A 22781-nucleotide genomic window follows, 5' to 3' on the forward strand; every position below is an offset into this window, starting at 1 on the left:
GGGATGGACTACCCGAAAAGTGTGCCCAGCTCCGGGCTGGTGGATGGGCGCTTTGCCGATGAAAACCCGCTGTTAGGAACACCGGGTTCGCTGATTCCCGCGACGTGGGGTAACGGTGTAACGGAAGAGTTGCTGAACGTGATCCGTGCGGCGGGGATGGTGCCCTCCGAAAGTGAGTCGGATCAGTTGCTCAAGGCGCTGAAGAACGTTCTGTCCCAGGACGCAATGCCGTTTGCAGCCTTGGCGTTTCCAACAGTGGGCACGAACGACGGGCGCATTTCGGTCAGTGCCGCGAGCGCTTCGGCTGGCGGCACGGTATCGGTGCCGGGCGGCGTGCTGGTCTGCCTCGGTGAAGAAGTCGCTGCCGGCATGACGGCGCGTCCGCGCACGTTGCTGACCTCCGCCTGGACCTCGTCCGGCCTGGATATCAACAGCACCTATTTTCTAAGAATGCAGGTGCGCAACGGGGCACTGGTCTGCTACACGCAAAAAGGCCTTGATACCGATGTCATTCCGGCGGGGATGAAAGCGGGAACCGGGAGCAATGGCGGCGGTTTCGACTCCACCTGCATCGACATGCTGGTGGCCAGAGTAGTGACAGCCGGGGCCGGGACTTTACCCAAACTCACGTTGTTGGCGAACAAGGCGCGGCTTGAGGCGGTGGGTGTCTGGTCCGGTGCCAATGGCAGCTTCTCGCTCCCGTTGAACTGGGCGCGCAAACCCCGGACCTACATGGCCGGGATCTGCGATTTTGACGACAACGTCAAAACCGATTACGGCGTGATCAGCGAGGAAGTCGGGGTCAATTTCAATGGTGTGCAGATCATGCCCGAGGGTGGCTTCACTGATCGTTACACGGCGCGTGTGGCCATTTCGGCGTGGTCACAGAACCTGAGCACTTCAGGCCGGATTAACGCTCGTGTCAGATGGGAGGTTTGAGGATGAAGGCCATTATCGAAAATGGAGTGGTGACGGCTTTGCTGACCGGTGATGTCGATTGCGGCGTTCCGGTGCCGGTCGGCCTCCCGGTTTCCACAGGCTGGCTGTTCGACAACGAGCGTTTCAGTGCGCCGCCGCAGGTCGATGTTTCGCCGGATTTGAAAACCGACGCACAGCGTCAATGGCGCACGGCAGAGCTCGCGGCCACCGACTGGCTGGTAACCCGTCATCGCGACGAACTGGACATCGGGGCGCAACCAACTCTGAGTGGCAAGCAGTTCTCGAAATTGCAGGCCTGGCGCCAGGCGCTGCGCAATTGGCCGGGCACCGTCGAGACGGCGGATGACCTGTCGCGCCCCGAACCTCCCAAGTGGCTTGCCCGGACGTCCCAGCGGGCACCGTGAAGACGTGCTTGCAGCGCTTGAACGACGCCCGCCCTGTGCGGGCGTTTTTCATGCGCGCGCAGGTGAACCGCCGATCGCTGGAGTCACAATAACTACTTACAGGAATTGAACAGTGGACTATCCAAAAACCGTCCCCAGCGCCGGTCTGGTGAATGGGAAATTTGTCGATGAAAACCCTCTGACCGGAACGCCGGGATCGCTGATTCCGGCGGATTGGGGGAACAGTGTCACGCAGGAAATTCTCAATGTGATCAAGGCCGGGGATCTGACCCCGGACGAGAAGAAATACGATCAACTGTTGCAAGCGATCCAGAGCGTTTCGGCCAAGGGCTGGAGCCTGGATTCGGCATTGCCTGTCGGTTCTTTGCCGTTGCCGACCGTCGCGACGCCTGACGGGCGCTTGCCGATCACTCCAACGGCGGTGTTGACCAGCGGCGGGCGTGTGTCGATTCCAGCAGGCGTGTTGTTGAGCATTGGCCAGGAGGTCGTTGCGGGACAACTTGGCAGGTCTCGCACGTTCACCACACAAGCCTGGAGCAGTGCGGATCTGTTGCCTTCAACCGGGTACTTCCTGAGGGCACAGGTCATTGGCGGGATGCTGACTTTCTACATGCAGCGCGGGACGATCTATGACCAGGCCCCTGAAGGATTGAAGGGCACAGTCAACAGTGCGGCGGGGGGCGGTTTTCAATCGACGCCGCTGGATATGTGTTTGGCCTGGGTCGTGACCGCAGGACCCGGTTCGGTACCGATCGTCAGACCGGTCTATAACCGCAAACATCTGACATGGAGCCAGACGGTCAACGGCAATGGCGTGGTCTATTTGCCTGTTGATCCCCACGCCCGGGCGGCCCGTCTGGTGGTGGGCAACCCGACACCGCATCCGACCGGCATTACCGGCGTGTCCTTTGCCCCGGGTGGCTGGCTGGGTGGCAACTATTGCTACCTGAATCCGACCGTAGGGACTTCGGGCAATTGGGACGGCTGGGCCACTGCTGGTGCGACGGCGTGCATCTTCACCAGCAACGTGCTCAACGACACCACCGTATCGACGCTGACTGCCAGCTTCGAACACAACGAATTGCGCTCTCTCTGGCAGGTCTATCAGGCCGAACACACGTTGGGTGCCAGTAATGCTTCCAGCGATGAACTGCTGTTCAGCATGGGCCTGAAAAGCCTGTCCCCCGGCGACTATGCCAACGGGATCGCGATCAATTTCGCCTCGGCGGTCAACGTCAATTTTTCATGGGAGTTGATCCGATGAACATCATTCAGGAACTGCATCAATTCGAAGAAGGCTTGCGTCCGCCCCGACCATCTGCCGCCCATGACTGGGACGGCAAAGCCTGGGTACTGGATATTGTGCGGGCCGGGCAGCTGGATCAGCAGGAAGGCGAGCAACTGTGCGTGCGTGTCGATGCGGCCGCCGACAATGCCCGAGCCGTTCTTGCGGGTGATCCGCTCAAGGCGCTGGAATACGCTCAGGCTGCCGTCGACGCGCAGTCCTTTCAGGACGCGGGCTACCCGAAAAACGACGTGCCCCTGTCCGTCGCGGCCTGGGTCGCCAGAGGGCGGAGCGCCAGACAAGCTGCCGATCAGATCCTGGATAAGGCGACCCGGCTCAGTGACAGCCTCCTGACCCTGCGAACCTTGCGTCTGAAAGCCAAGACCCAGATCCGCGGCTACGCGAGCAAGAACCAGATGGATCAGGCCCGCGCCGCCACGGACGAGGTACTGCTGGCCATCCGTGAGCTGACGGCCAATCCGACCCCGTAATCCCATCACGCCTCACCCAAGCCCACGTCACCGTGGGCTTTTTGTTTTCAGGAACAGAAGCGTTTGCGCCGTTGCGAAAGCCTTCGCGCCGCCGCGTTTCATTTGTCATGACAGAGGAACGAACATCCCATGGATTATCCAAAAAGCGTCCCCAGCGTCGGCCTGGTCGACGGCCGCTTCGTCGATGAAAACCCGGTGGCGGGAACGCCCGGGTCGTTGATTCCGGCGGTGTGGGGCAACAGCGTTACGCAAGAGATTCTCAACGTGATTGCCGGTGCCGGGATGACCGCCGTCGAGGCCGATAACGGCCAGTTGTTCCAGGCCATTCAGTCGATTGTCGGCAAGGCAAGTCCGATGCGTTCGGTGATCACACGGCTGACAGCTTCCAAAGCACTGACCGAACAAGAGCTTGGCCTTGTGCTGATCGACAGCAGCCCGGCAGCCACCACGGTGACCTTGCCGGCAGCCAGTCTCGGTCTGGGGGTGCGTGACGTTATCGTTCGCCGTGTCGACAACAGTGGCAATCGACTGGTTGTTCAGGCTTCGGGTACGGACCGTATACGCTTTCATACCCACCTTTCGTCCAATGGTTACCCCTTTCTGGTGCTGATGGGCAACGGCGACTGGTGGCATCTGCGCAGTGACGGTGCCGGCGCCTGGTGGCCGGTTGGACGCTTCGACAACACACCATTGGGCCGACCGGTTTTCGAGACCACCACTGTGCTGGGGCCGGGCGGTTACGGGGCGCTTAATGGAGCATTCCTCGATCGGGCGCAATGGCCCTGGCTCTGGGATTTTGCTCAGGCGTCCGGCGTGCTGACCACCGAAGCTGGCCGGTGGGGCAGGGAAGGGGCATGGACCAGCGGCGATGGCGCGACGAACTTTCGTATCCCGGAAGTGCGCGGCGAGTTTCTGCGGGTACTCGATGAAGCGCGAGGCGTGGATGCCGGTCGTGTCGCGGGCAGCCTTCAAAACCATGCCCTGCAGAGTCACAACCATTATCTGCCTACCAGCACAGGCTCGGCCGCGCGTCCCGCTCCCTCCATTCCGGACAACCTCTGGAGTGTTTCGACGGACGTCAATTTTTACCCCACCAATGGAACGATCGCTACGACGTATCCGAACCCGGCATTCGACTCCGATACCTACATCGGGTCGATCGGCAATTTCTCATCTGAAACCCGTCCGCGAAATATCGCGTATCCCGGCCGTATCAAACTGATCTGAGGCATACATGTTCAATTATTTGATAGACGACAGCGGTGCGCTGACAGGGCCCGTCGAGTTTCCCCTTGTGCCAGGTATCGGCGTACAGCTGCCTGGCAACGCCGTGACGCTGAGTATCGAACTCTCTGCGGCACCGGATGGATATGCCTGGGCCTACGACAACGGTTCTCTGCAACAAAAGCTCGACTTTCGCGGTGATGTTTATCACACCGATACGGGCATTCGGGAAACCTGGACCGCATTGGGTGATCTGCCGGAGGGCTTCACCACGCAGCCATGGCCGGGCGGATTTCATTCGTGGGTCGATAATGCCTGGCAGCTCGATACAGCTGCTCGATCGGCAGATCTCAAACGGATCGCTTTGACTCGGCGCGACACGCTGCTACGCGACGCCGTCCTGCGCATTGCGCCCCTGCAGTACGCCGAAGACATCGGCGACGCCAGCCACGAAGAACAGTTGCTACTGCTTGAGTGGAAGCTCTACAGCGTGGAGCTGAACCGCATCGAAAAACAGACCGGTTTTCCGGAACAGATCACCTGGCCGGCAGCACCAGGCGCAACCGTAACCCGCTGACAGAAGTACAGGGAACAGTGCAATGGACTATCCAAAAAGCATCCCCGGCGTCGGCCTGGTCAACGGTGGTTTTATCGATGAAAACCCCGTTGCCGGCACGCCAGGATCGTTGATCCCCGCGGCCTGGGGCAACAGTGTCACACAAGAAATTCTCAACGCCATCAAGGCCGCCGGACTCACCCCGGACGAGAGCAAAACCAACCAGCTGGCAACGGCCATCGGTGCGCTGGTCGACTTCACCAAACTGAAGAACACCCCGACCACGCTGGCGGGCTATGGCATCACCGATGCCGTGGGACGGTTGCTGGCTGTGCGGCAGATCGAGACGGTCGGTATCACGGTTTACAAGCCGAACCCGAGGGCGAAGCGGATTCGTGTGCGTCTGGTCGGGGCGGGTGGTTCGGGGGGCGGATGTGCGCCTGTAACCGCCACCTATCAAAGCTTCGGAGGCGGTGGTGGAGCAGGAGCGTATGGCGAAAGCCTGTTTGATGTGACGGCGGAAATGCAAACTGGTGTTCCTGTTTCACTGGGCGCCGGCGGTGCCGCACGCACCACGATGGGGGCTTCGGGAGGCGGCGCTTCCTTCGGCAGTTACATGAGCGTTGCAGGAGGTGCCGGCGGGCAAACCCTGTCGATCGTGCTGACGGGAACTTCGTCCGGTTGCGTCCAGGGTGGTGCGGGTGGGCAATCGGTTTCTGGCGGGAATCTCACTGCTGCGCGTGGTCAGCCGGGTGGTTATGCCATGAGCAACGCCAACTGGGGACTGCTGGCGGGCACCGGTGGTGCGAGTCAGTTCGACGGAGGTGCTCCATTCACGGGCGCGAACATTAATGCGAATTCCGGCTTTCGCGGTTCGGGTGGCGGCGGAGCTTGCTCCAATAGCGCATCCGTCGCGTATCCGGGTGGAGTGGGTGGCAATGCCTTCTGTGAAATCTGGGAGTACGAGTAATGGCCCGTTATGCACGTATTGAAAACGGTGTCGTGGCCGAAGTGATCGACACCGGTGACTACGCGATCGAGCAACTGTTTGCGCCGACGTTCGTCGCGGCGATGGTGCAGGTGCCCGAAGGCGTCAGCGTCGAAATCGGCACGTCGATGGACGAGTTAGCTCCCTCCATCGAGCCTGGGTTCGAACCACAAAATCCTGTTGTCGCCGAGGCCCCCATAGTCGAGGAAAACGATCCTCTGGCCTGGCGTCAGTCGGCTCTCGCAGCCACCGAATGGCGGGTCACCCGCCACCGCGATGAGCAGGAGTTGGGGCGCGGCACCACGCTCAAGGTCCAGCAATACCTGGAACTGCTCGAATACCGCCAGGCCTTGCGCGACTGGCCCGATTGCGGCGCATTTCCGTCCCCCGTTACGCGGCCATCAGCGCCGCAGTGGCTGACCGGCCCGATTGGCTGATGCCAATCGCAATCCGTGTTTTCAGATAAGGAGATAAGCCTTGGACTATCCCAAGAGTGTGCCCAGCGTCGGGCTGGTCAATGGACAGTTTGCCGATGAGGATCCGGTCGCCGGAAAGCCCGGTTCGCTGATTCCGGCGGCGTGGGGCAATGGTGTCACGCAGGAAATCCTCAGTGTTGTTCAGGCGGCCGGCATGACGCCGAACGAGGCGTCGAACAATCAGTTGCTCGGTGCGCTACGCAGCGCGACGTTGTTCAACACAGCCCCACAGTTTGATAGCGGACGCTCGGCGGCCACTTCGGAGTTTGTGCAACGAGCGTTGGGCAATTATGCGAGCGCACGCGGGATTTCCGCGGCGGCACAGTTGACGCTCAGCGATGTCGGTTGCTCGATCGGCCTGGGCGGTACGACGGCTTATACCGTCACGCTTCCAGACGCCGCCTCGGTACCGAGCGGCGCCACGATCAGCCTGCATTGCCGAAACGCTGCAAGCGTCACCGTTGCGAGCAAGACCGGTACGCAGATCAGTCCACAAGGGGCTTACCTGGGGTCGATCGTGATGAACAGCGGCGAGAGCGCAACCTTTGTCCGGGAGTCGGGTGTCTGGGTCGTTTATGGCACCGCTGCGCTGAAGTACTCGGCGGCCTACGCATCGCAGTTCGCCACGGCGGGGTATCAGAAGTTTCCCAGCGGTTTGATCGTGCAGTGGGTGACAGGCGGCTCGGATGCGAACGGCATCATGACAGTGTCGCTGCCGATCACGTTTCCCAACGCAATTCTCGGCGGCGTCGCCAATGAAGGCTACCCGGCAGGTTGGGGCGCTTCCAACGTGACTGTCTGGGCGTTCGACGGAGCGAATTCCACGACGTCGACTGTGGTCGCACGGGTCCGGAATGTCTGGGGTTCAAACGTGAAGGCCGACCCGGGTATTTCAGGCCGCATATTGGTATGGGGGCGATAACCATGACGACTATTTACTTTTATGCGAAGACACGAGGATTCGACCTGGTCGACAACCCCGGTCCCGAGTTGCCCGACGGGGCCGTGGAAATCACCCGCGCCCAGTACGCCGAACTGTTTGCCGGTCAGGCAACGGGCAAGGTCATCAGCGCCAGTGCCAGCGGTCAGCCCGTACTGATCGACCCGGTCATCTCTCCGGCAGCGCTGGCTTCCCGAGAACGTGCGTGGCGCAACAACGTCCTGCAAGCCACTCAATGGCTGGTATGGCGTGACGCCGAAGAGCTGGAAGCCGGCGAAGGGACGACGCTGCGTACCGAAGAATTCAAACAGCTTCTCGCCTATCGGCAAGCCCTGCGTGACTGGCCAAATGATCCTGATTTTCCGGATGCTCACTCAAGACCGGTAGAACCTGATTGGCTGGAACGCCTGGTGCGGGCAAACGACTGAGACGGATTGCCGACTGCGGCAAAACGGCCAATCTGAGGAAAATCAATATGGATTACCCAAAAAGTGTCCCGGGTTCAGGCCTGGTCGACGGCAAGTTCGTCGATGAAGACGCGGTCGCCGGCAAGCCCGGATCGCTGATTCCTGCCAGCTGGGGCAACAGCGTTACCCAGGAAATTCTCGGCGCGATTACCGCCGCCGGACTCAAGCCTGATGAACAACAGACTGACCAACTGGCACAGGCGATTCGCCAATTGTCGAAACCTGATCCGCTGCAACAGTTTCCGGTGCAGGTGTATCGCCGGAACGTACTGATCAATGGTGGATTCGATGTCTGGCAGCGCGGCGCCACCAACCTCGGGCCAAACATCGGTGGTTATGTGGCTGACCGTTTCCGCTGCGACTGGAACGGCAATGCAGGCGTGACCATCTCTCAGCAGAGTTTTACGCCCGGGCAAACGGAAGTTGCCGACGAACCACGCTTCTACCTGCGCTGGCAGCAGACTCAGGCAGGCGTCGGTGCCACTGTTCACAGAATCTCCCAGGCCGTCGAGTCGGTCAGGACACTCGCCGGGAAAACCGTCACCGTGACTTTCTGGGCGCGGTCCGATGCCGCTCGGCCATTGAGTATGTCGGTGAATCAGAACTTCGGTACTTCCGGTTCCGAATCCGTTGAAAAAGTGGTCGGTGTTTTTCAACTGGGCACATCGTGGACGAAATACAGCGCAACCTTTCGCCTGCCAGGCATTTCGGGGAAGATGCTGGGTGCGAGCAACTTTTTGAGGCTGGCGTTCGATCTGTCTCTGAATGTGTTGCAGACCGTTGATATGGCCCAGATTCAGATGGAAGAAGGGCCGGTGTCCACGCCTTTCGAATATCGCCCCTTGGCTGAGGAATTGATGCTTTGCCAGCGCTACTTCGAGAAGTCTTTTGCCACCTCGCTGCCGGTAAAGGCGAATAGCGGCCCAAGCACCTGCATCTCCTCATTCACACAAATATCCGCGCCCAACGCCGGTCAGTACGCAATGACAGTGGGAATGCTGGTGCAAAAGAGAGTGATGCCCACTGTTGTCATGTATTGCCCGGGGGATACCAGCAATCAAGTCTGGAATCAGAGCATGGGCAAAGCCTGCACCGGCAGCTTTTTGCAAGGGCTGACCGAACGAGCCATTTCATTTGCAACCGTTACACCCGTCGGTAGCGTGCCAGGACAGACATTACAGATTGAATGGACTGCGGACGCAGAACTTTAGGAGCACGCATGGATTACCAAATGACCGTCAATGGCGTCTTGCGTCTGAGCGACTCGGCATTCATTCCGCAGGATCCGGCCAATCGTGACTGGCTTGAGTACCAGCAGTGGCTGCTGTCGGGCGGCCAGGTGCTGCCGCTGGAAGACACAATCGAAAAGACTACCCCGGACGGCTCAGTGAAAAACCTGGCAAAAAAATGGCTGGCAAGCATCAGCCTCCAGCCATGATTCAATCGGCGCATCCAGGGAGGATCAAGCATTATGCAAATCACCGAAAACAACCTCAGCAACATCATGCCCAACGCCCGCTCCCAAGCGGGCGTTTTTGTTTCGCCGCTCAACGACGCCATGGCGCGTCATCGCATCGATACGCCCAAGCGCGTCGCTGCGTTTCTTGCCCAGGTCGGCCATGAGTCCGGGCAACTGCGCTACGTACGCGAGCTGGGCGACAACCAGTACCTGAGCAAATACGACACGGGGACGCTGGCCCTGCGCCTGGGCAACACCCCGGAAGCCGATGGCGACGGACAGAAGTATCGCGGTCGCGGGCTGATCCAGATCACCGGCCGCACCAACTATCGCCAGTGCAGTCTCGGGCTGTTTGGCGATGAGCGTCTGCTGTCGTTGCCTGAACTGCTCGAGCAACCGCAATGGGCGGCAGAGTCCGCCGCGTGGTTCTGGGAACAGAACGGTTTGAACGAACTGGCGGACCGCGACCAGTTCAATACCATCACCCGTCGAATCAACGGCGGGTTGAATGGCTTGCAGGATCGCCTGGACCTCTGGGCACGGGCGAGGGCGGTGTTATGTCCATCTCCTGGCGTGTGAGCGGTGTTGTATTGCTGGTTCTGGGGGCTGCCGCACTGGCATGGCAATTCCAGGACTGGCGTTATGGCCGCCAACTGGCCGAGCAGGCCCGACGGCATGCCGAAGCCCTCAACCAACTGACTCAGGCTGCTGCTTCGGCGCAGCAGGCCGAGCAGGACAAACGTCTGGCCCTGGAGCAACGGCTCGCGGCCAGTGAACAAACCCACTATCGAGCACTCAGCGATGCCCAACGTGATCAGGATCGCCTGCGCGATCGCCTTGCCACTGCTGATCTGCGCCTGTCAGTCCTCATCGACGCAGGCGACGCTGCCAAAGGCTGCGGTGTGCCAGCCGCCTCCGGCACCGGCGGCGTGGATCATGCAGCCGTACGCGCCCGACTTGACCCGGCGCATGCTCAACGAATTGTCGCCATCACCGGCGAAGGCGATCGTGGATTGATTGCCTTGCAGGCCTGCCAGGCCTATATCAGAGCGCTGGCGCCCGCACATTTTGAATAAGCTTGTGTATTGAAAGCGCAACCGGCTCGTGTACGGTGGTACTCATTCCATCCGATCCGGAGCGCGCCGTGAAAGAAATCACTCAACTGGCGGCCGAACTTGGCCGACGCCTGCAATTGCTCAATGCCCATGTCACCACGGCGGAGTCCTGCACCGGTGGCGGCATCGCCGAAGCGATCACCCGGATCCCGGGAAGCTCGGCATGGTTCGAAGCAGGCTATGTGACGTATTCCAATCGACAGAAAACCCAGCAATTGAACGTGCCGGCGGATCTGTTTTCCACCGTCGGCGCGGTCAGTCGCGAGGTGGTCGAGGCCATGGTGCAGGGCGCCCAGGATAAAAGCAGGGCGCGATTCGCCGTGGCGGTCAGCGGCGTGGCGGGGCCGGACGGCGGCTCGCCGAACAAGCCGGTGGGCACGGTATGGCTGGCCTGGGGCGTCGGCGATACGGTTTTCAGCGAGGTTCAGCACTTCCCCGGCAACCGCGACGACGTCCGCCGACAAACGGTGAAGGCCGCGCTAGAGGGGCTGCTGCGACTGGCGGCACGAGAAATCGAAAATCAGGGGTAGGCGATCCGGAACGGCTGTGGAATAATACTGGCTACTTATACAGGTGTTGGCCGTCAGGCCTTATTGATTACGTGAGGACTTTAATGGACGACAACAAGAAGAAAGCCTTGGCTGCGGCCCTGGGTCAGATCGAACGTCAATTCGGCAAGGGTGCCGTAATGCGTATGGGCGATCAGGACCGTCAGGCGATCCCGGCCATTTCCACCGGCTCTCTCGGTCTGGACATTGCACTCGGCATCGGCGGCCTGCCAAAAGGCCGTATCATCGAGATCTACGGTCCTGAATCTTCCGGTAAAACCACTCTGACGCTGTCCGTGATCGCCCAGGCCCAGAAGGCCGGCGCGACCTGCGCATTCGTCGACGCCGAACACGCCCTCGACCCTGAGTACGCCGGCAAACTGGGCGTCAACGTCGACGACCTGCTGGTTTCCCAGCCGGACACCGGCGAACAGGCCCTGGAAATCACCGACATGCTGGTGCGCTCCAACGCCGTTGACGTGATCATCGTCGACTCCGTGGCTGCGCTGGTGCCGAAGGCGGAAATCGAAGGTGAAATGGGTGACATGCATGTGGGCCTGCAGGCCCGTCTGATGTCTCAGGCGCTGCGTAAAATCACCGGTAACATCAAGAACGCCAACTGCCTGGTGATCTTCATCAACCAGATCCGCATGAAGATCGGCGTGATGTTCGGCAGCCCGGAAACCACCACCGGTGGTAACGCGCTGAAATTCTACGCTTCGGTTCGCCTCGACATCCGCCGTACCGGCGCGGTGAAGGAAGGCGACGAAGTGGTCGGCAGCGAAACCCGCGTCAAGGTCGTGAAGAACAAGGTGGCTTCTCCGTTCCGTCAGGCGGAGTTCCAGATTCTCTACGGCAAGGGCATCTACCTGAACGGTGAGATGATCGATCTGGGTGTGCTGCACGGTTTCGTCGAGAAGTCCGGTGCCTGGTATGCCTACGAAGGCACCAAGATCGGTCAGGGCAAGGCCAACTCGGCCAAGTTCCTGGCAGATAACCCGGAAGTCGCGGCGAAGCTCGAGAAACAACTGCGTGACAAGCTGCTGTCGCCATCGGTGATTGCTGAGTCCAAGGCCTCGGCGGTCAAAGAGACCGAAGATGACCTGGCTGACGCTGATCTCTGATTGCACCGATGACAAGCACCGTACTCGATACCCCTGTCGCGGTGCGGCGAACCGCAATGGACCTGCTTGCACGCCGCGAGCATGGTCGAGTCGAGCTGACGCGTAAACTGCGTCAGCGCGGCGCTCCACTCGAAATGATCGAAGCAGCCCTCGACCGCTTGACGGAAGAGGGGTTACTTTCCGAAGCCCGCTATCTGGAAAGCTTTGTTTCGTACCGCGCACGCTCAGGTTATGGTCCCATGCGAATCCGCGAGGAACTGAGCCAGCGTGGCCTGCAGAGAGCCGATATCGAACTCGCCTTGCGCGAAAGTGATATCAACTGGCAGGAACAGTTGAAGGAAACGTGGCAAAGGAAGTTCTCCGGACAGCTTCCCGTCGATGCCAGGGAGCGAGCCAGACAAGGCCGGTTCCTGGCTTATCGGGGATTTTCGATGGAGATGATCAACCGCTTGTTCAGCGGCAGAGGGATGGACGATTAAATCGATTCCAGCTTCAATCAAAAAATAAAAAAGCGGCCCGCTATTTCGATAGCGGGCCGCTTTTTTTGTCTTCAGATTACCTTCGACGGTTCCCGGGAGAGTTGCGCTGTTTGTGGCCTGGATTGGGTCCAGTTTTCCGGCAGATTGATGAAGTCCACCAGTTCCCGCAGGCGTCCGTGGTCCCTGGCGTTGAAGGCGAAGGCCAGGCGTGTGAGATGACTGAATCGGGCTTCGTCGTGTTCTTCTCCGGCATAGGCGTGTTGATGAAACCGGTCGCTCAGGCACAGATCGGCGAAGGCTTCCTGCATGTGGTCCATTGCCTGGTCGCTGAGCCTGTGGTTCATGCGAATCACGAATTGTCGTTTGAGCCAGCGGCTGGAGTGGAAGTTGCCATAGAACTGGTTGATCTGCTTCACCGCCTCTTCAACGCTATGAACCAGTCGCATCAGTTTCAGATCGGTTGGCAGGATGTAGCGGTTGTCCTCCAGTTGCTGGCGGATGAAATCCAGCGCCCCTTGCCAGAATGTGCCACCTGGAACATCCAGCAAAACCACCGGAACCAGCGGGCTTTTTCCGGTCTGGATCAGGGTCAGCACTTCCAGCGCTTCATCCAGCGTGCCGAAGCCTCCGGGGCACAGCACCAGGGCATCGGCCTCCTTGACGAAGAACAGTTTGCGCGTGAAGAAAAAATGGAAGGACAACAGGTTCCCCGTGCCGTTGACGGTGGGATTGGCATGCTGTTCGAAGGGCAGGGTGATATTGAACCCCAGGCTGTTGTCGCGACCGGCACCTTCATGGGCCGCGGCCATGATCCCGCCACCGGCACCGGTGATCACCATCATGTCTGATCGCGCCAGGGCTGTGCCCAGCTCGCGGGCCATTGCATAAAGAGGATGCTCGACGGGGGTGCGCGCCGAGCCGAACACCGTGACCTTGCGGCGGCCCTTGAACTGTTCGAGCGTTCGAAACGCCTGTTCGAGCTCACGCAATGCTTGCAGGGTGATCTTGGCGTTCCAGCGGTTGTGATCTTCCTGGGCCATGCGCAGCACGGTCAGGATCATGTCACGGTAGATGGGCGAATTCGGACTGTCGGGCGAAACCAGGTTGAGTAATTCTTCGACCTTGCCGGTGAGGTCGTGGCCGCTTTCCTGAAAATGACGGCTGAGCAAGTCATTCGGTTGGTAAGGCATGCAACATCTCCTTCTGCACAGAGCCTTCGGCCCTGACGTGCGGCGTCAGTGCCGCGCTGCAAGAAAAAACAAGCGCCCGGCAGCTCCTTTCCTGCCGTGAAGTGTTCAACGGGAATACATTGAATCTAGACCCATGAAGCATTTTTCGCTGCATCAGCATTGCGCCACAAAGTCTTGCGCGGCAACTGCTTATTGTCGATTTGCGAAGTGCTTTCACCGCTCGTCCGATGTCGCGCCGAGGGCAAAATGCTCTGATTTACTAAGTTAAAGGCGCCGTACGACAACTTTGCGTCAGCGAGCGTACGCAAGGTGCGCGGGATTCAAGGATTTGCGGGTGGCAAGGAGGCAGGACACATGGCCAGAGTCATTCTGGAGATCGATACGCAGCTGTATCGAATGTTGAAGGCATCGGCCGAGGCCAATCATGTGAGTCTCGAAGAGGAGTGCTGCCGACGTCTTTCAGGAGGGGAGCGCCGCTCGCGTTATCTGCAGGCCTTGCTGGCGGAACTGCGCGCCGAAGATGAACAGCGGCGCGCCAATTCGCGATGATTACTTCTTCTTCACCGGAGTCGCTTTCGGGCAGTCCGATTCCTGATAGCTGGCCGAACCGATCGCCCGGTTGGTCTTCACTTCGCTGAAGTCATAACGCATGACGGCACCTTTGGCCATCAGCTTGCGGTACGACGGATTGTTGCAGACCGAAGCGCCGAGCTGGAAGTACACGGCTTTGGGATCGGCACGCATCTTTTCGGCATGGCTTGCCTGGACACTCAGGTGATTGATCAGCGTAGTGCCTTCGACGGTGTAACCCTGATCGAGGATGTCTTCGTTGATCGCCCTTGGTGTACCGACGCTGCTTTGTGCGGCGACGTTTTGCAGCTCTTTGTTCAGGTTCTGCTCTTTCAGGGACGCAGCCTGTGCGCTGAAGGACAACGCCAGCGCGATGGCCGCGGTAGGAACGATAAGGCGCAGCATGAAACTCTCCTGATTCAGTGACTGGTGGTTCGACCAGCTCCGGGGCTGTGCGTTCAGTGGCGGCGAATTATAGGGGAGCCGGTCGGGAGGGTACAGGCTTGTGCCCGCTGCTCTGATAAACTGCCGGCCTTTATCGCCTTGCCGAGAGTTGTTCGTGTCGAGTTTTCCTGTCAGTCGGCGTAGCCCGCAATGAACCATGCCCCCAACGCCGTGGCCCGCCTGCGCGATCAGCGCGAGGACGAGGGCATCAAGCCGATTCAGGCCCGTGGTTTCCGCTCCGAGCGTTGCCGCGACTGCCGGGTAATCATCAGTCATTGCCTGTGCGCCTGGCGCCCGACCGTTGAAACCCGCTCCGGTGTCTGCCTGATCATGACCGGCAAGGAAGTGTTCAAGCCGAGCAACACCGGTTGGCTGATCGCCGACATCGTGCGGGACAATCACGCCTTCATCTGGTCGCGGACCGAACCCGACGAGCAACTGCTGGCGCTGCTGAACGACCCGCAATGGCAGCCGTATCTGGTGTTTCCCGGCGAGTACGTCGAGCCTTCGCGGGTCACCAATACCGTGGATCTCGATAGCAGCAGGCGCCCGCTGTTCATTCTGCTGGACGCGACCTGGACCGAGGCACGCAAGATCTTCCGCAAGAGCCCGTACTTCGATCGCCTGCCGATCCTCAGTCTGTTGCCCGACAAACTGTCGCGATACCGCCTGCGCCGCTCGACCCGCAGTGAGCATTTGTGCACCGCCGAAGTGGCGGCGCTATGCCTGGAACTGGCGGGCGATACCGATGCCGCATCGGCGCTGGACGCCTATTTCGATGTATTCAGCCAGCATTATCTGGGCGCCAAGCAGCAGCGCGAGGTGAATGTATCGACGCCGGCCCATGCAGAATTGCTGCCTTTTATAGCCAGTCCGCCAGCGGTATCTGCCTGATCCTGGCCCATACTGCTAAAGCAGTGGCCATGTTGCTTGACCACCCCGGCTTCGCTGGGCATCCTTGGCGCCGATTGGGGTGCGGCCAAGGTTTGAAACGCCGTTTTTGTCCGTGATTGGCGTTGAACGTGCCCCTGTGGGTGCCGCTGCACAAGCGTCGGCATCTTGAGTTGCCTTGGCGAGCCCCGAATGCATCGGGGCTGCCATCAAAAACAGGATCATTTGAAAAATGGCCACATACGACATCCTGATTGCCGATGATCACCCTCTTTTTCGTAGCGCACTGCATCAAGCGGTGACGATGGGCCTCGGTCCGGATGTACGAATGGTGGAAGTCGCGAGCATCGCCGAGCTGGAAACCCGCCTGACCGAGAAGGCCGACTGGGATCTGGTATTGCTGGATCTGAACATGCCGGGCGCTTTCGGTTTTTCCGGACTGGTGATGTTGCGCGGGCAGTATCCGCAGATACCGGTGGTGATGGTCTCGGCGCAGGAAGAAGCTTCGGTGATGGTCAAGTCGCGGGAGTTCGGTGCCAGCGGTTTCATTCCCAAGTCGAGCGACCTGAGTGTGATTCAGGAAGCCGTGCGCAAAGTGCTGGACGGCGATGTGTTCTGGCCGCCACAGGCGTTCGAGGCTGTCAGTGTGTCCGATGAGGCCAAGGCGGCCAGCGATGGCCTGGCGAGCCTCACACCGCAGCAGTTCCGGGTGTTGACCATGGTCTGTGAAGGCCTGCTCAACAAGCAGATTGCGTATGAGTTGAACGTGTCGGAAGCGACCATCAAGGCCCACGTTACGGCGATCTTTCGCAAGCTGAACGTGCGGACTCGCACCCAGGCGGCTTTACTGCTGCAACAACTTGAGTCAATTCCAGGCCAGTAAAAGCTGGCGCCTTCACGCTTTTTTGACTTTCGTTGAACTAGCTTCCCCACTCCTTTTTGGTCGGTTGTTTACTTTATGTCACCTTTCAAGGGCCAGACGGGCCTGAAACGCATCCTCAACGCTTCCGGTTACTCGCTGGACGGCCTGCGCGCAGCCTTCACCGGCGAAGCGGCATTCCGGCAACTGGTGCTGCTCAATGTGGTATTGATTCCGCTGACGTTTTTCCTGAACGTCAGCCGTGTCGAGCAGGCGTTGCTGATTGCCGTGTGTCTGCTGGCACTGATCGTCGAACTGTTGAACTCTGCCGTGGAAGCGGCCATCGACCGCATTTCCCTGGAACTGCATCCGTTGTCCAAGAATGCCAAGGACATGGGCAGCGCCGCGCAATTCGTGGCGCTGAGCATGATTGCCCTGGTGTGGGCGGTGATTCTGCTTTAAGCGATCGCCGGCAGGACGATCTCGTCGCTGCGCCGGACACCGGCGGTGAAGGCGCGGCACAGCTCGAGAAACTCGCGCATGGCGGAGGTCTGGTACTTCTGCTTGTGCCAGATGAAGTAGAACTGCCGCGCCAGATCCAGGTCCGGCGTCTCCACCGGCACCAGACTGCCGCGCCGGAAGGCGTCGCGCAGCGCCAGACGCGAAATGCAGCCAATCCCCAGACCTGATTCCACGGCGCGCTTGATCGCTTCGGTGTGTTCCAGCTCCAGACGAATGTTCAGCGCGCTGCGATGGTGACGCATGGCCTGATCGAAGGTCAGGCGGGTGCCGGAGCCTTGCTCGCGCAGAATCCAGGCTTCGTGGGTCAACTCTTCCATGGTCGCGCTGCCGCGCCGGGCCAAGGGATGCTGCGGGGCGCAGAACACCACCAGTTCATCCTCGACCCAGCTCTGCACTTCGATGTCCGGATGACTGCAATCGCCTTCGATTAGACCCAGATCAATTTCGTAATGAGCGACCTGTTGCACGATATTGGCAGTGTTCTGTACGTGCAGCTTCACCTGGCTTTCCGGATGACGCTGCATGAAGCCGCCGATCAGCAGGGTGGCCAGGTAATTGCCGATGGTCAGCGTCGCGCCTACCGACAGCGAGCCGAAACCGGATTTGCCGTTGAGCAGGTCCTCGATTTCCTTGGCCTGATCGAGCATGGCCACCGCTTGTGGCAGCAATTGCTTGCCGAGGGCGTTGAGACTCAGGCGCTTGCCGGCTCGGTCGAACAACTGGCAACTGGACTGACGCTCCAGTTCGGTGATCGAAGTACTGGCGGCCGATTGCGACAGGTTCAGCAGACCCGCAGCACGGGAAACGCTTTCCTGCTGGGCGACGGCGACGAAGACTTGCAGTTGACGAAGAGTAAATCGCATATCGATATAACCGATAACCGTTATCTTGATAATCCAGTTAACAGATATTGTGGGTGCTATTAGAATGCGATGCAATTGCGCACCGTCGGCATCCTGCAACAGCAGCCGGGCAAGCGCAGATCAATCTCCAGGAGTCCCCCGTACATGAGCAACATGAACCACGAGCGTGTCCTCAGTGTTCATCACTGGAACGACACTCTGTTCAGCTTCAAGTGCACCCGCGATCCGGGCCTGCGCTTCGAGAACGGTCAGTTCGTGATGATCGGCCTGCAACAGCCCAACGGCCGCCCGCTTATGCGCGCTTACTCGATCGCCAGCCCGAACTGGGAAGAGCATCTCGAGTTCTTCAGCATCAAGGTGCCGGATGGCCCGCTGACCTCCCAGCTGCAGCACCTGAAGGAAGGCGACGAGATCATCATCTCGAAGAAGCCTACCGGTACGCTGGTTCTGGACGACCTGAACCCGGGCAAGCACCTGTACCTGCTGAGCACCGGCACCGGTCTGGCGCCGTTCATGAGCGTGATTCAGGACCCTGAAACCTACGAGCGCTTCGAGAAAGTGATCCTGGTTCACGGTGTTCGCTACGTCAACGAAGTCGCCTACCGCGAATTCATCACCGAGCACCTGCCACAGAACGAGTTCTTTGGCGAGGCGCTGCGTGAAAAGCTGATCTACTACCCGACCGTGACTCGCGAGCCGTTCGAGAATCAGGGCCGTCTGACCGACCTGATGCGCAGCGGCAAGCTGTTCAGCGACATCGGCCTGCCACCGATCAACCCGCAGGACGACCGCGCGATGATCTGCGGCAGCCCGAGCATGCTTGACGAGACCAGCGAAGTGCTCGACAGCTTCGGCCTGAAGATCTCGGCGCGTATGCGCGAGCCGGGTGACTACCTGATCGAGCGTGCGTTCGTCGAGAAATAATCCCGACGATGCCAACAGAAAAGCCCGCGTTGCCTGAGAAGGCAGCGCGGGCTTTTTCGTTTTCGGGGTTCAGTCAGCGGCGGGAATGACTTCCAGGACGCGGATCCGATCCGGCACCGGATAATGCCAGCGCACGTCCAGATCCCAGAACTGCGCGCCGTATTCACGCTCCGGCGCGGGCGTCTGGTACGCCGGACGCGGATCCTGGGCCAGGCATTGCTCGATCAGTTCGACCAGAGGTTCGCCGAGGCGCCGGGCGTGGGCATGCGCCTGATGCAGCGCCGCGTCCGTCCATTGCACCTCGATCAGGTGTGGCGCGGCACTGGCGATACTGTTCGAAGCGCCCGCAATGATGTCGGCGTAAGGCACGTAGGGTTTGATATCGAGAATCGGCGTGCCGTCCAGCAGGTCGATGCCTGAGATAAACAGACGATCGGCCTCGACCTTGTCCAGCTTCACCACCGACTGACCGATGCCGTTCGGCCTGTGGGTGGCACGGGTGGCGAACACCCCCATGGCCTTGTTGCCACCCAGGCGCGGAGGGCGGACTTTGAGGCGCGGCTTGTCTTCCAGCGCCTGATGGAACAGAAACAGCAGCCAGACGTGACTCACCTGCTCCAGCCCCTGTACCGCATCGCCCTGATCGAACGGAGCCACCAGTTCCAGCACGCCACGGGCGGCAGGGGCCAGTTGTGGCTGGCGAGGGATCGCGAATTTCTCCTTGAAACAGGAGCGGACAAAGCCGACGGGGGAGACGCTGTAGGACACTGCCTTACGCTCTCACACGCAGCGTGAGCCCTTTGAGGAAATTGCGCAGCAACTGGTCGCCGCACGGACGGTAGTTGGTGTGGCCGACCTTGCGGAACAGTGCGCTCAGCTCAGGCTTGGATACCGGAAAACCGGCGGAAGTGAGGATCGCGTGCATGTCGTCTTCTTTCAGTTCGAACGCCACGCGCAGCTTCTTCAGAATGATGTTGTTGGTCACCGGCACTTCGATGGGCAATGGCGGACGGCTGTCGTCCTTGCCGCGTTTGAGGATGACCAGACCGTCGAGAAAGTGCGCGAGGACTTCGTCCGGGCAGTGCACGAAACCTTCTTCGTCCTCTTCCTTCTTGTCGAGCCAGGCCACCACATCGGCGAGGGTCACCTCCATGCCGCCGAGTTTGATGACTTCCACGACCTTTTTGTCGCTGATGTCGAGCATGTAGCGCACGCTGCGCAATACGTCATTGTGAACCATGTGTGTAATCCTGATCTTTCGCTTTGGGCAACGCGCAGGCGCGATGCCGGAATGTAGGGTGGCAACCCGGGCCTTAGAATTTCTCTTTTGCGCTCAGGTAGCGCCATTGGCCGACCGGCACCTTGCCAATGGACACCCCGCCGATGCGGATGCGGCGGATGCCGATCACTTTCAGCCCGACGGCTTCGCACAATCGGGTGAGCAGACCCGGCTGCGGGTTCTTCATGGCAAAGCGCAGGCGGTTTTCGCTCTGCCAGCTGGCCTTGACCGGCGGCAGTTCAGTGCCCTTGATGCGCAGGCCGTGCTGCATGCGATTGAGGCCGTGTTCGGTCATCTCGCCTTCGACTTCCACCACGTATTCCTGCTCGATTTTCGCCGCGTCGGCGGTGAGCTTGCGCAACACCTTCCAGTCCTGGGTGAACACCAGCAGGCCGCTCGAACCGGGTTGCAGGTCGGCGCTGGCGGTCAGGCGCAGAAAATGTCCGCGCAGCGGACGTTTACCGTAGCGGTGCTCTTCGCTGAGGCTGTCGGCGGACAATGACTGCATGGCAGCGTCGATGTCCTGGCCGGCCGGGACGTTGAGCAGGAGGGTCACCGGCTCCGGCGCGGTGGCCTTGGCGTCCTTGTCGAGTTCGACCTTCTGGTCGGTGACCTTGAACTGCGGCTCGTCGATGACTTCGCCGTCCACGGTGACCCAGCCGCCCTCGATGAACAGTTCGGCCTCCCGGCGGGAGCAACCGACCAGTTCGATGAGACGTTTGGAGAGGCGAATCGGATCAGTCATGACGGGGCCGTAACAAAAAAAGGGTGGGCATTGTACCTGCCTGGCGCCGGTTAGGCCCGGTTCCATTTTCAATCAGGCATGAATCGAGTGCTGCTGGTTCCGGCGCAAACGCATATGCAGTAACGGATAGGGCTGACCCATGCCATCGACTTCCGAGCGGCCGATCACCTCGAATCCCTGCTTGAAGTAAAACCCCAGAGCCTGCGGGTTCTGTTCGTTGACGTCCAGTTCGTCAGCGTTGAGGTGCTCCATGGCGTATCTCAGCAGTGTTTTGCCGAGGCCCTGGCCGCGATGCTCAGGGTCGATGAACAGCATCTCGATCTTGCCCGCCGCCACCCCGGCAAATCCGGTGATGCGCTGGTGACTGTCCTTCGTGCAGATCAGCATCACCGCATCGAGATAGCGGGTCAGCACCAGATTGCGCAGCAGCTCGATGTAACTGTCGGGCAGAAAATCATGGGTTGCGCGGACCGAGGCCTCCCAGACCCGGGTCAGTTCCTGGTAATCGCTGAGTTTCGGCGTGTGGATGACCGGATGGTGACGCATGCCCGTTAGCCTCTCTGTCATGGATGAGGGAGTCCTTCCCTGCACAAACGATAGCCGTAAAAAAGCCCCGCATCTCGTAGAAGAGGGCGGGGCTTTTCGTATTTTTTGCGTTTAGATCTGTTCGGCCCAGAGGTCGTATTCGTCGGCGTCGGTCACCTTGCACCAGACCTTGTCGCCCGGCTTGAGGTTGCTGCCGTTGTCGATGAACACGTTGCCGTCGATTTCCGGGGCATCGAAGAAGCAGCGGCCGACTGCGCCTTGCTCGTCGACTTCGTCCACCAGTACTTCGATTTCACGGCCGATGCGCATTTGCAGGCGCGCCGAGCTGATTTCCTGCTGGTGCGCCATGAAGCGTTCCCAGCGATCCTGCTTCACGTCGTCCGGCACGACTTCGAGGTTCAGATCATTGGCCGGCGCGCCTTCGACCGGCGAGTACTGGAAGCAGCCGACGCGGTCGAGCTGGGCTTCGGTCAGCCAGTCCAGCAGGTACTGGAAGTCTTCTTCGGTTTCGCCGGGGAAGCCGACGATGAAAGTCGAACGGATGATCAGGTCAGGGCAGATTTCGCGCCAGTTCTTGATCCGCGCCAGGGTCTTGTCTTCGAACGCGGGGCGTTTCATTGCTTTCAGGACTTTCGGGCTGGCGTGCTGGAACGGGATGTCCAGGTACGGCAGGATCTTGCCGGCGGCCATCAGCGGAATCAGCTCGTCGACGTGCGGGTACGGGTAAACGTAGTGCAGACGGACCCAGACGCCGAGGGTGCTCAGCGCCTCGCAGAGTTCGGTCATGCGGGTCTTCACCGGCGCGCCGTTCCAGAAACCGGTGCGGTATTTGACATCCACGCCGTAGGCGCTGGTGTCCTGGGAGATCACCAGCAGTTCCTTGACGCCGGATTTGACCAGACGCTGGGCTTCGTCGAGTACGTCACCGACCGGGCGGCTGACCAGTTTGCCGCGCATCGACGGGATGATGCAGAAGCTGCAACTGTGGTTGCAGCCTTCGGAAATCTTCAGATACGCATAGTGGCGCGGGGTCAGTTTGATGCCTTGTGGTGGCACCAGGTCGATCAGCGGGTTGTGATCCTGTTTCGGCGGCACGACTTCATGGACGGCGCTGACCACTTGTTCGTACTGCTGCGGACCGGTCACGGCCAGCACGCTCGGGTGCACTTCGCGGATATTGCCTTCTTCCACGCCCATGCAGCCGGTGACGATGACCTTGCCGTTTTCCTTGATCGCTTCGCCGATGACTTCCAGGGACTCGGCCTTGGCCGAGTCGATGAAGCCACAGGTGTTGACCACGACCACGTCGGCGTCCTGATAGGTGGACACCACGTCATAGCCTTCCATGCGCAGCTGGGTCAGGATGCGCTCGGAGTCGACCAGTGCTTTCGGGCAACCCAGAGATACGAAGCCAACCTTTGGATTGGCCGGCGCAGGAGTGGTGGACATGTCT

Annotated in this window: 30 protein-coding genes; 22 read left to right on the forward strand and 8 right to left on the reverse strand. The window is 60.0% G+C overall.

Annotated features, from left to right (window positions below; translation table 11 throughout):
• Window positions 1-3 precede the first annotated feature (3 nt).
• From NWV16_RS06660 to recX, 17 genes are all read left to right on the forward strand, one after another.
• Window positions 4-939 (forward strand): hypothetical protein, encoded by a 936-nt coding sequence (locus tag NWV16_RS06660; RefSeq protein WP_260522425.1) that lies wholly within the window; start codon window positions 4-6, stop codon window positions 937-939.
• A 2-nt stretch (window positions 940-941) separates the two neighbouring features.
• On the forward strand, window positions 942-1343 hold the full coding sequence (locus NWV16_RS06665; protein ID WP_260522426.1) for a hypothetical protein: 402 nt from the start codon (window positions 942-944) through the stop codon (window positions 1341-1343).
• A gap of 112 nt (window positions 1344-1455) precedes the next feature.
• Window positions 1456-2607: a phage tail protein gene (locus NWV16_RS06670; protein ID WP_260522427.1), complete on the forward strand. Its 1152-nt coding sequence runs from the start codon at window positions 1456-1458 to the stop codon at window positions 2605-2607.
• Window positions 2604-3119: a phage tail protein gene (locus tag NWV16_RS06675; protein WP_260522428.1), complete on the forward strand. Its 516-nt coding sequence runs from the start codon at window positions 2604-2606 to the stop codon at window positions 3117-3119. Before NWV16_RS06670 ends, NWV16_RS06675 begins: the two co-directional genes overlap by 4 nt.
• A 129-nt stretch (window positions 3120-3248) precedes the next feature.
• Window positions 3249-4346: a phage tail protein gene (locus NWV16_RS06680; protein WP_260522429.1), complete on the forward strand. Its 1098-nt coding sequence runs from the start codon at window positions 3249-3251 to the stop codon at window positions 4344-4346.
• Window positions 4347-4353: 7 nt separating this feature from the next.
• Window positions 4354-4920 carry a tail fiber assembly protein gene (locus tag NWV16_RS06685; RefSeq protein ID WP_260522430.1) on the forward strand — a complete coding sequence of 189 codons (567 nt, stop codon included), beginning with the start codon at window positions 4354-4356 and terminating at the stop codon, window positions 4918-4920.
• Between the two features lie 22 nt (window positions 4921-4942).
• On the forward strand, window positions 4943-5869 hold the full coding sequence (locus NWV16_RS06690) for a hypothetical protein (protein ID WP_260522431.1): 927 nt from the start codon (window positions 4943-4945) through the stop codon (window positions 5867-5869).
• Window positions 5869-6324 (forward strand): phage tail assembly chaperone, encoded by a 456-nt coding sequence (locus NWV16_RS06695; protein WP_260522432.1) that lies wholly within the window; start codon window positions 5869-5871, stop codon window positions 6322-6324. Before NWV16_RS06690 ends, NWV16_RS06695 begins: the two co-directional genes overlap by 1 nt.
• 40 nt (window positions 6325-6364) lie before the next feature.
• Complete coding sequence (locus NWV16_RS06700; protein ID WP_260522433.1) at window positions 6365-7285, forward strand: phage tail protein; 921 nt, start codon at window positions 6365-6367, stop codon at window positions 7283-7285.
• Window positions 7286-7287: 2 nt separating this feature from the next.
• Complete coding sequence (locus tag NWV16_RS06705) at window positions 7288-7731, forward strand: phage tail assembly chaperone (RefSeq protein ID WP_260522434.1); 444 nt, start codon at window positions 7288-7290, stop codon at window positions 7729-7731.
• Window positions 7732-7778: 47 nt separating this feature from the next.
• Window positions 7779-8981, forward strand: coding sequence for a carbohydrate binding domain-containing protein (locus NWV16_RS06710; RefSeq protein WP_260522435.1), 1203 nt, complete (start codon window positions 7779-7781; stop codon window positions 8979-8981).
• A gap of 8 nt (window positions 8982-8989) precedes the next feature.
• Complete coding sequence (locus tag NWV16_RS06715) at window positions 8990-9208, forward strand: hypothetical protein (RefSeq protein ID WP_260522436.1); 219 nt, start codon at window positions 8990-8992, stop codon at window positions 9206-9208.
• Window positions 9209-9241: 33 nt separating this feature from the next.
• A complete protein-coding gene (locus NWV16_RS06720; RefSeq protein WP_260522437.1) occupies window positions 9242-9808 on the forward strand; it encodes a glycoside hydrolase family 19 protein in 567 nt (188 codons plus the stop codon).
• Window positions 9787-10305: a lysis protein gene (locus NWV16_RS06725; RefSeq protein ID WP_260522438.1), complete on the forward strand. Its 519-nt coding sequence runs from the start codon at window positions 9787-9789 to the stop codon at window positions 10303-10305. The genes NWV16_RS06720 and NWV16_RS06725 overlap by 22 nt, the downstream gene beginning before the upstream one ends.
• Window positions 10306-10373: 68 nt before the next feature.
• The gene (locus NWV16_RS06730; RefSeq protein WP_260522439.1) at window positions 10374-10874 is read left to right on the forward strand and encodes a CinA family protein; all 501 of its coding nucleotides are present in this window, start codon (window positions 10374-10376) and stop codon (window positions 10872-10874) included.
• Window positions 10875-10957: 83 nt separating this feature from the next.
• Window positions 10958-12016, forward strand: coding sequence for a recombinase RecA (recA, locus tag NWV16_RS06735; RefSeq protein WP_260522440.1), 1059 nt, complete (start codon window positions 10958-10960; stop codon window positions 12014-12016).
• 8 nt (window positions 12017-12024) lie between these two features.
• Window positions 12025-12495 carry a recombination regulator RecX gene (recX, locus tag NWV16_RS06740; RefSeq protein ID WP_260522441.1) on the forward strand — a complete coding sequence of 157 codons (471 nt, stop codon included), beginning with the start codon at window positions 12025-12027 and terminating at the stop codon, window positions 12493-12495.
• Between the two features lie 71 nt (window positions 12496-12566).
• Here the strand turns inward: recX and NWV16_RS06745 are convergent, their stop codons facing one another.
• On the reverse strand, window positions 12567-13685 hold the full coding sequence (locus NWV16_RS06745; protein WP_260522442.1) for a TIGR00730 family Rossman fold protein: 1119 nt from the start codon (window positions 13683-13685) through the stop codon (window positions 12567-12569).
• 354 nt (window positions 13686-14039) lie between these two features.
• On the opposite strand from NWV16_RS06745, the gene NWV16_RS06750 reads away from it, so the two are divergent.
• Window positions 14040-14234: a hypothetical protein gene (locus tag NWV16_RS06750; RefSeq protein WP_065259250.1), complete on the forward strand. Its 195-nt coding sequence runs from the start codon at window positions 14040-14042 to the stop codon at window positions 14232-14234.
• Here NWV16_RS06750 and NWV16_RS06755 read toward each other — a convergent pair whose 3' ends face one another.
• Window positions 14235-14660, reverse strand: a complete 426-nt coding sequence (locus tag NWV16_RS06755; protein WP_065259251.1) for a PA3611 family quorum-sensing-regulated virulence factor — start codon at window positions 14658-14660, stop codon at window positions 14235-14237.
• 189 nt (window positions 14661-14849) lie between these two features.
• On the opposite strand from NWV16_RS06755, the gene NWV16_RS06760 reads away from it, so the two are divergent.
• The 3 genes from NWV16_RS06760 to NWV16_RS06770 all read left to right on the forward strand — a co-directional run bounded on the left by NWV16_RS06760 (window position 14850) and on the right by NWV16_RS06770 (window position 16911).
• Window positions 14850-15593, forward strand: coding sequence for a tRNA-uridine aminocarboxypropyltransferase (locus NWV16_RS06760; protein ID WP_260522443.1), 744 nt, complete (start codon window positions 14850-14852; stop codon window positions 15591-15593).
• Between the two features lie 229 nt (window positions 15594-15822).
• Window positions 15823-16473, forward strand: a complete 651-nt coding sequence (gene erdR / locus NWV16_RS06765; protein WP_065259253.1) for a response regulator transcription factor ErdR — start codon at window positions 15823-15825, stop codon at window positions 16471-16473.
• Between the two features lie 75 nt (window positions 16474-16548).
• Complete coding sequence (locus tag NWV16_RS06770; RefSeq protein ID WP_003222276.1) at window positions 16549-16911, forward strand: diacylglycerol kinase; 363 nt, start codon at window positions 16549-16551, stop codon at window positions 16909-16911.
• On the opposite strand, the gene NWV16_RS06775 is transcribed toward NWV16_RS06770, so the two are convergent.
• Window positions 16908-17834 carry a LysR family transcriptional regulator gene (locus NWV16_RS06775; protein WP_260522444.1) on the reverse strand — a complete coding sequence of 309 codons (927 nt, stop codon included), beginning with the start codon at window positions 17832-17834 and terminating at the stop codon, window positions 16908-16910. The two genes, NWV16_RS06770 and NWV16_RS06775, sit on opposite strands and share 4 nt — an antisense overlap.
• 144 nt (window positions 17835-17978) lie before the next feature.
• Here NWV16_RS06775 and fpr point away from each other — a divergent pair, with 144 nt between their 5' ends.
• Complete coding sequence (gene fpr / locus NWV16_RS06780) at window positions 17979-18758, forward strand: ferredoxin-NADP reductase (protein WP_217893394.1); 780 nt, start codon at window positions 17979-17981, stop codon at window positions 18756-18758.
• 69 nt (window positions 18759-18827) lie between these two features.
• Here fpr and tsaA read toward each other — a convergent pair whose 3' ends face one another.
• The 5 genes from tsaA to rimO form a co-directional block, all read right to left on the reverse strand.
• Window positions 18828-19526: a tRNA (N6-threonylcarbamoyladenosine(37)-N6)-methyltransferase TrmO gene (gene tsaA / locus NWV16_RS06785; RefSeq protein WP_260522445.1), complete on the reverse strand. Its 699-nt coding sequence runs from the start codon at window positions 19524-19526 to the stop codon at window positions 18828-18830.
• 4 nt (window positions 19527-19530) lie between these two features.
• Window positions 19531-19998: a DUF1456 family protein gene (locus NWV16_RS06790; RefSeq protein WP_260522446.1), complete on the reverse strand. Its 468-nt coding sequence runs from the start codon at window positions 19996-19998 to the stop codon at window positions 19531-19533.
• A 73-nt stretch (window positions 19999-20071) separates the two neighbouring features.
• Window positions 20072-20782: an rRNA pseudouridine synthase gene (locus tag NWV16_RS06795; RefSeq protein ID WP_260522447.1), complete on the reverse strand. Its 711-nt coding sequence runs from the start codon at window positions 20780-20782 to the stop codon at window positions 20072-20074.
• 72 nt (window positions 20783-20854) lie between these two features.
• Window positions 20855-21328 (reverse strand): GNAT family N-acetyltransferase, encoded by a 474-nt coding sequence (locus tag NWV16_RS06800; protein WP_260523489.1) that lies wholly within the window; start codon window positions 21326-21328, stop codon window positions 20855-20857.
• A gap of 111 nt (window positions 21329-21439) precedes the next feature.
• The gene (gene rimO, locus NWV16_RS06805) at window positions 21440-22777 is read right to left on the reverse strand and encodes a 30S ribosomal protein S12 methylthiotransferase RimO (RefSeq protein WP_065259259.1); all 1338 of its coding nucleotides are present in this window, start codon (window positions 22775-22777) and stop codon (window positions 21440-21442) included.
• Between the last annotated feature and the right edge of the window lie 4 nt (window positions 22778-22781).

This window comes from Pseudomonas sp. BW7P1 (assembly GCF_024981055.1).
GTDB lineage: Bacteria > Pseudomonadota > Gammaproteobacteria > Pseudomonadales > Pseudomonadaceae > Aquipseudomonas > Aquipseudomonas bananamidigenes.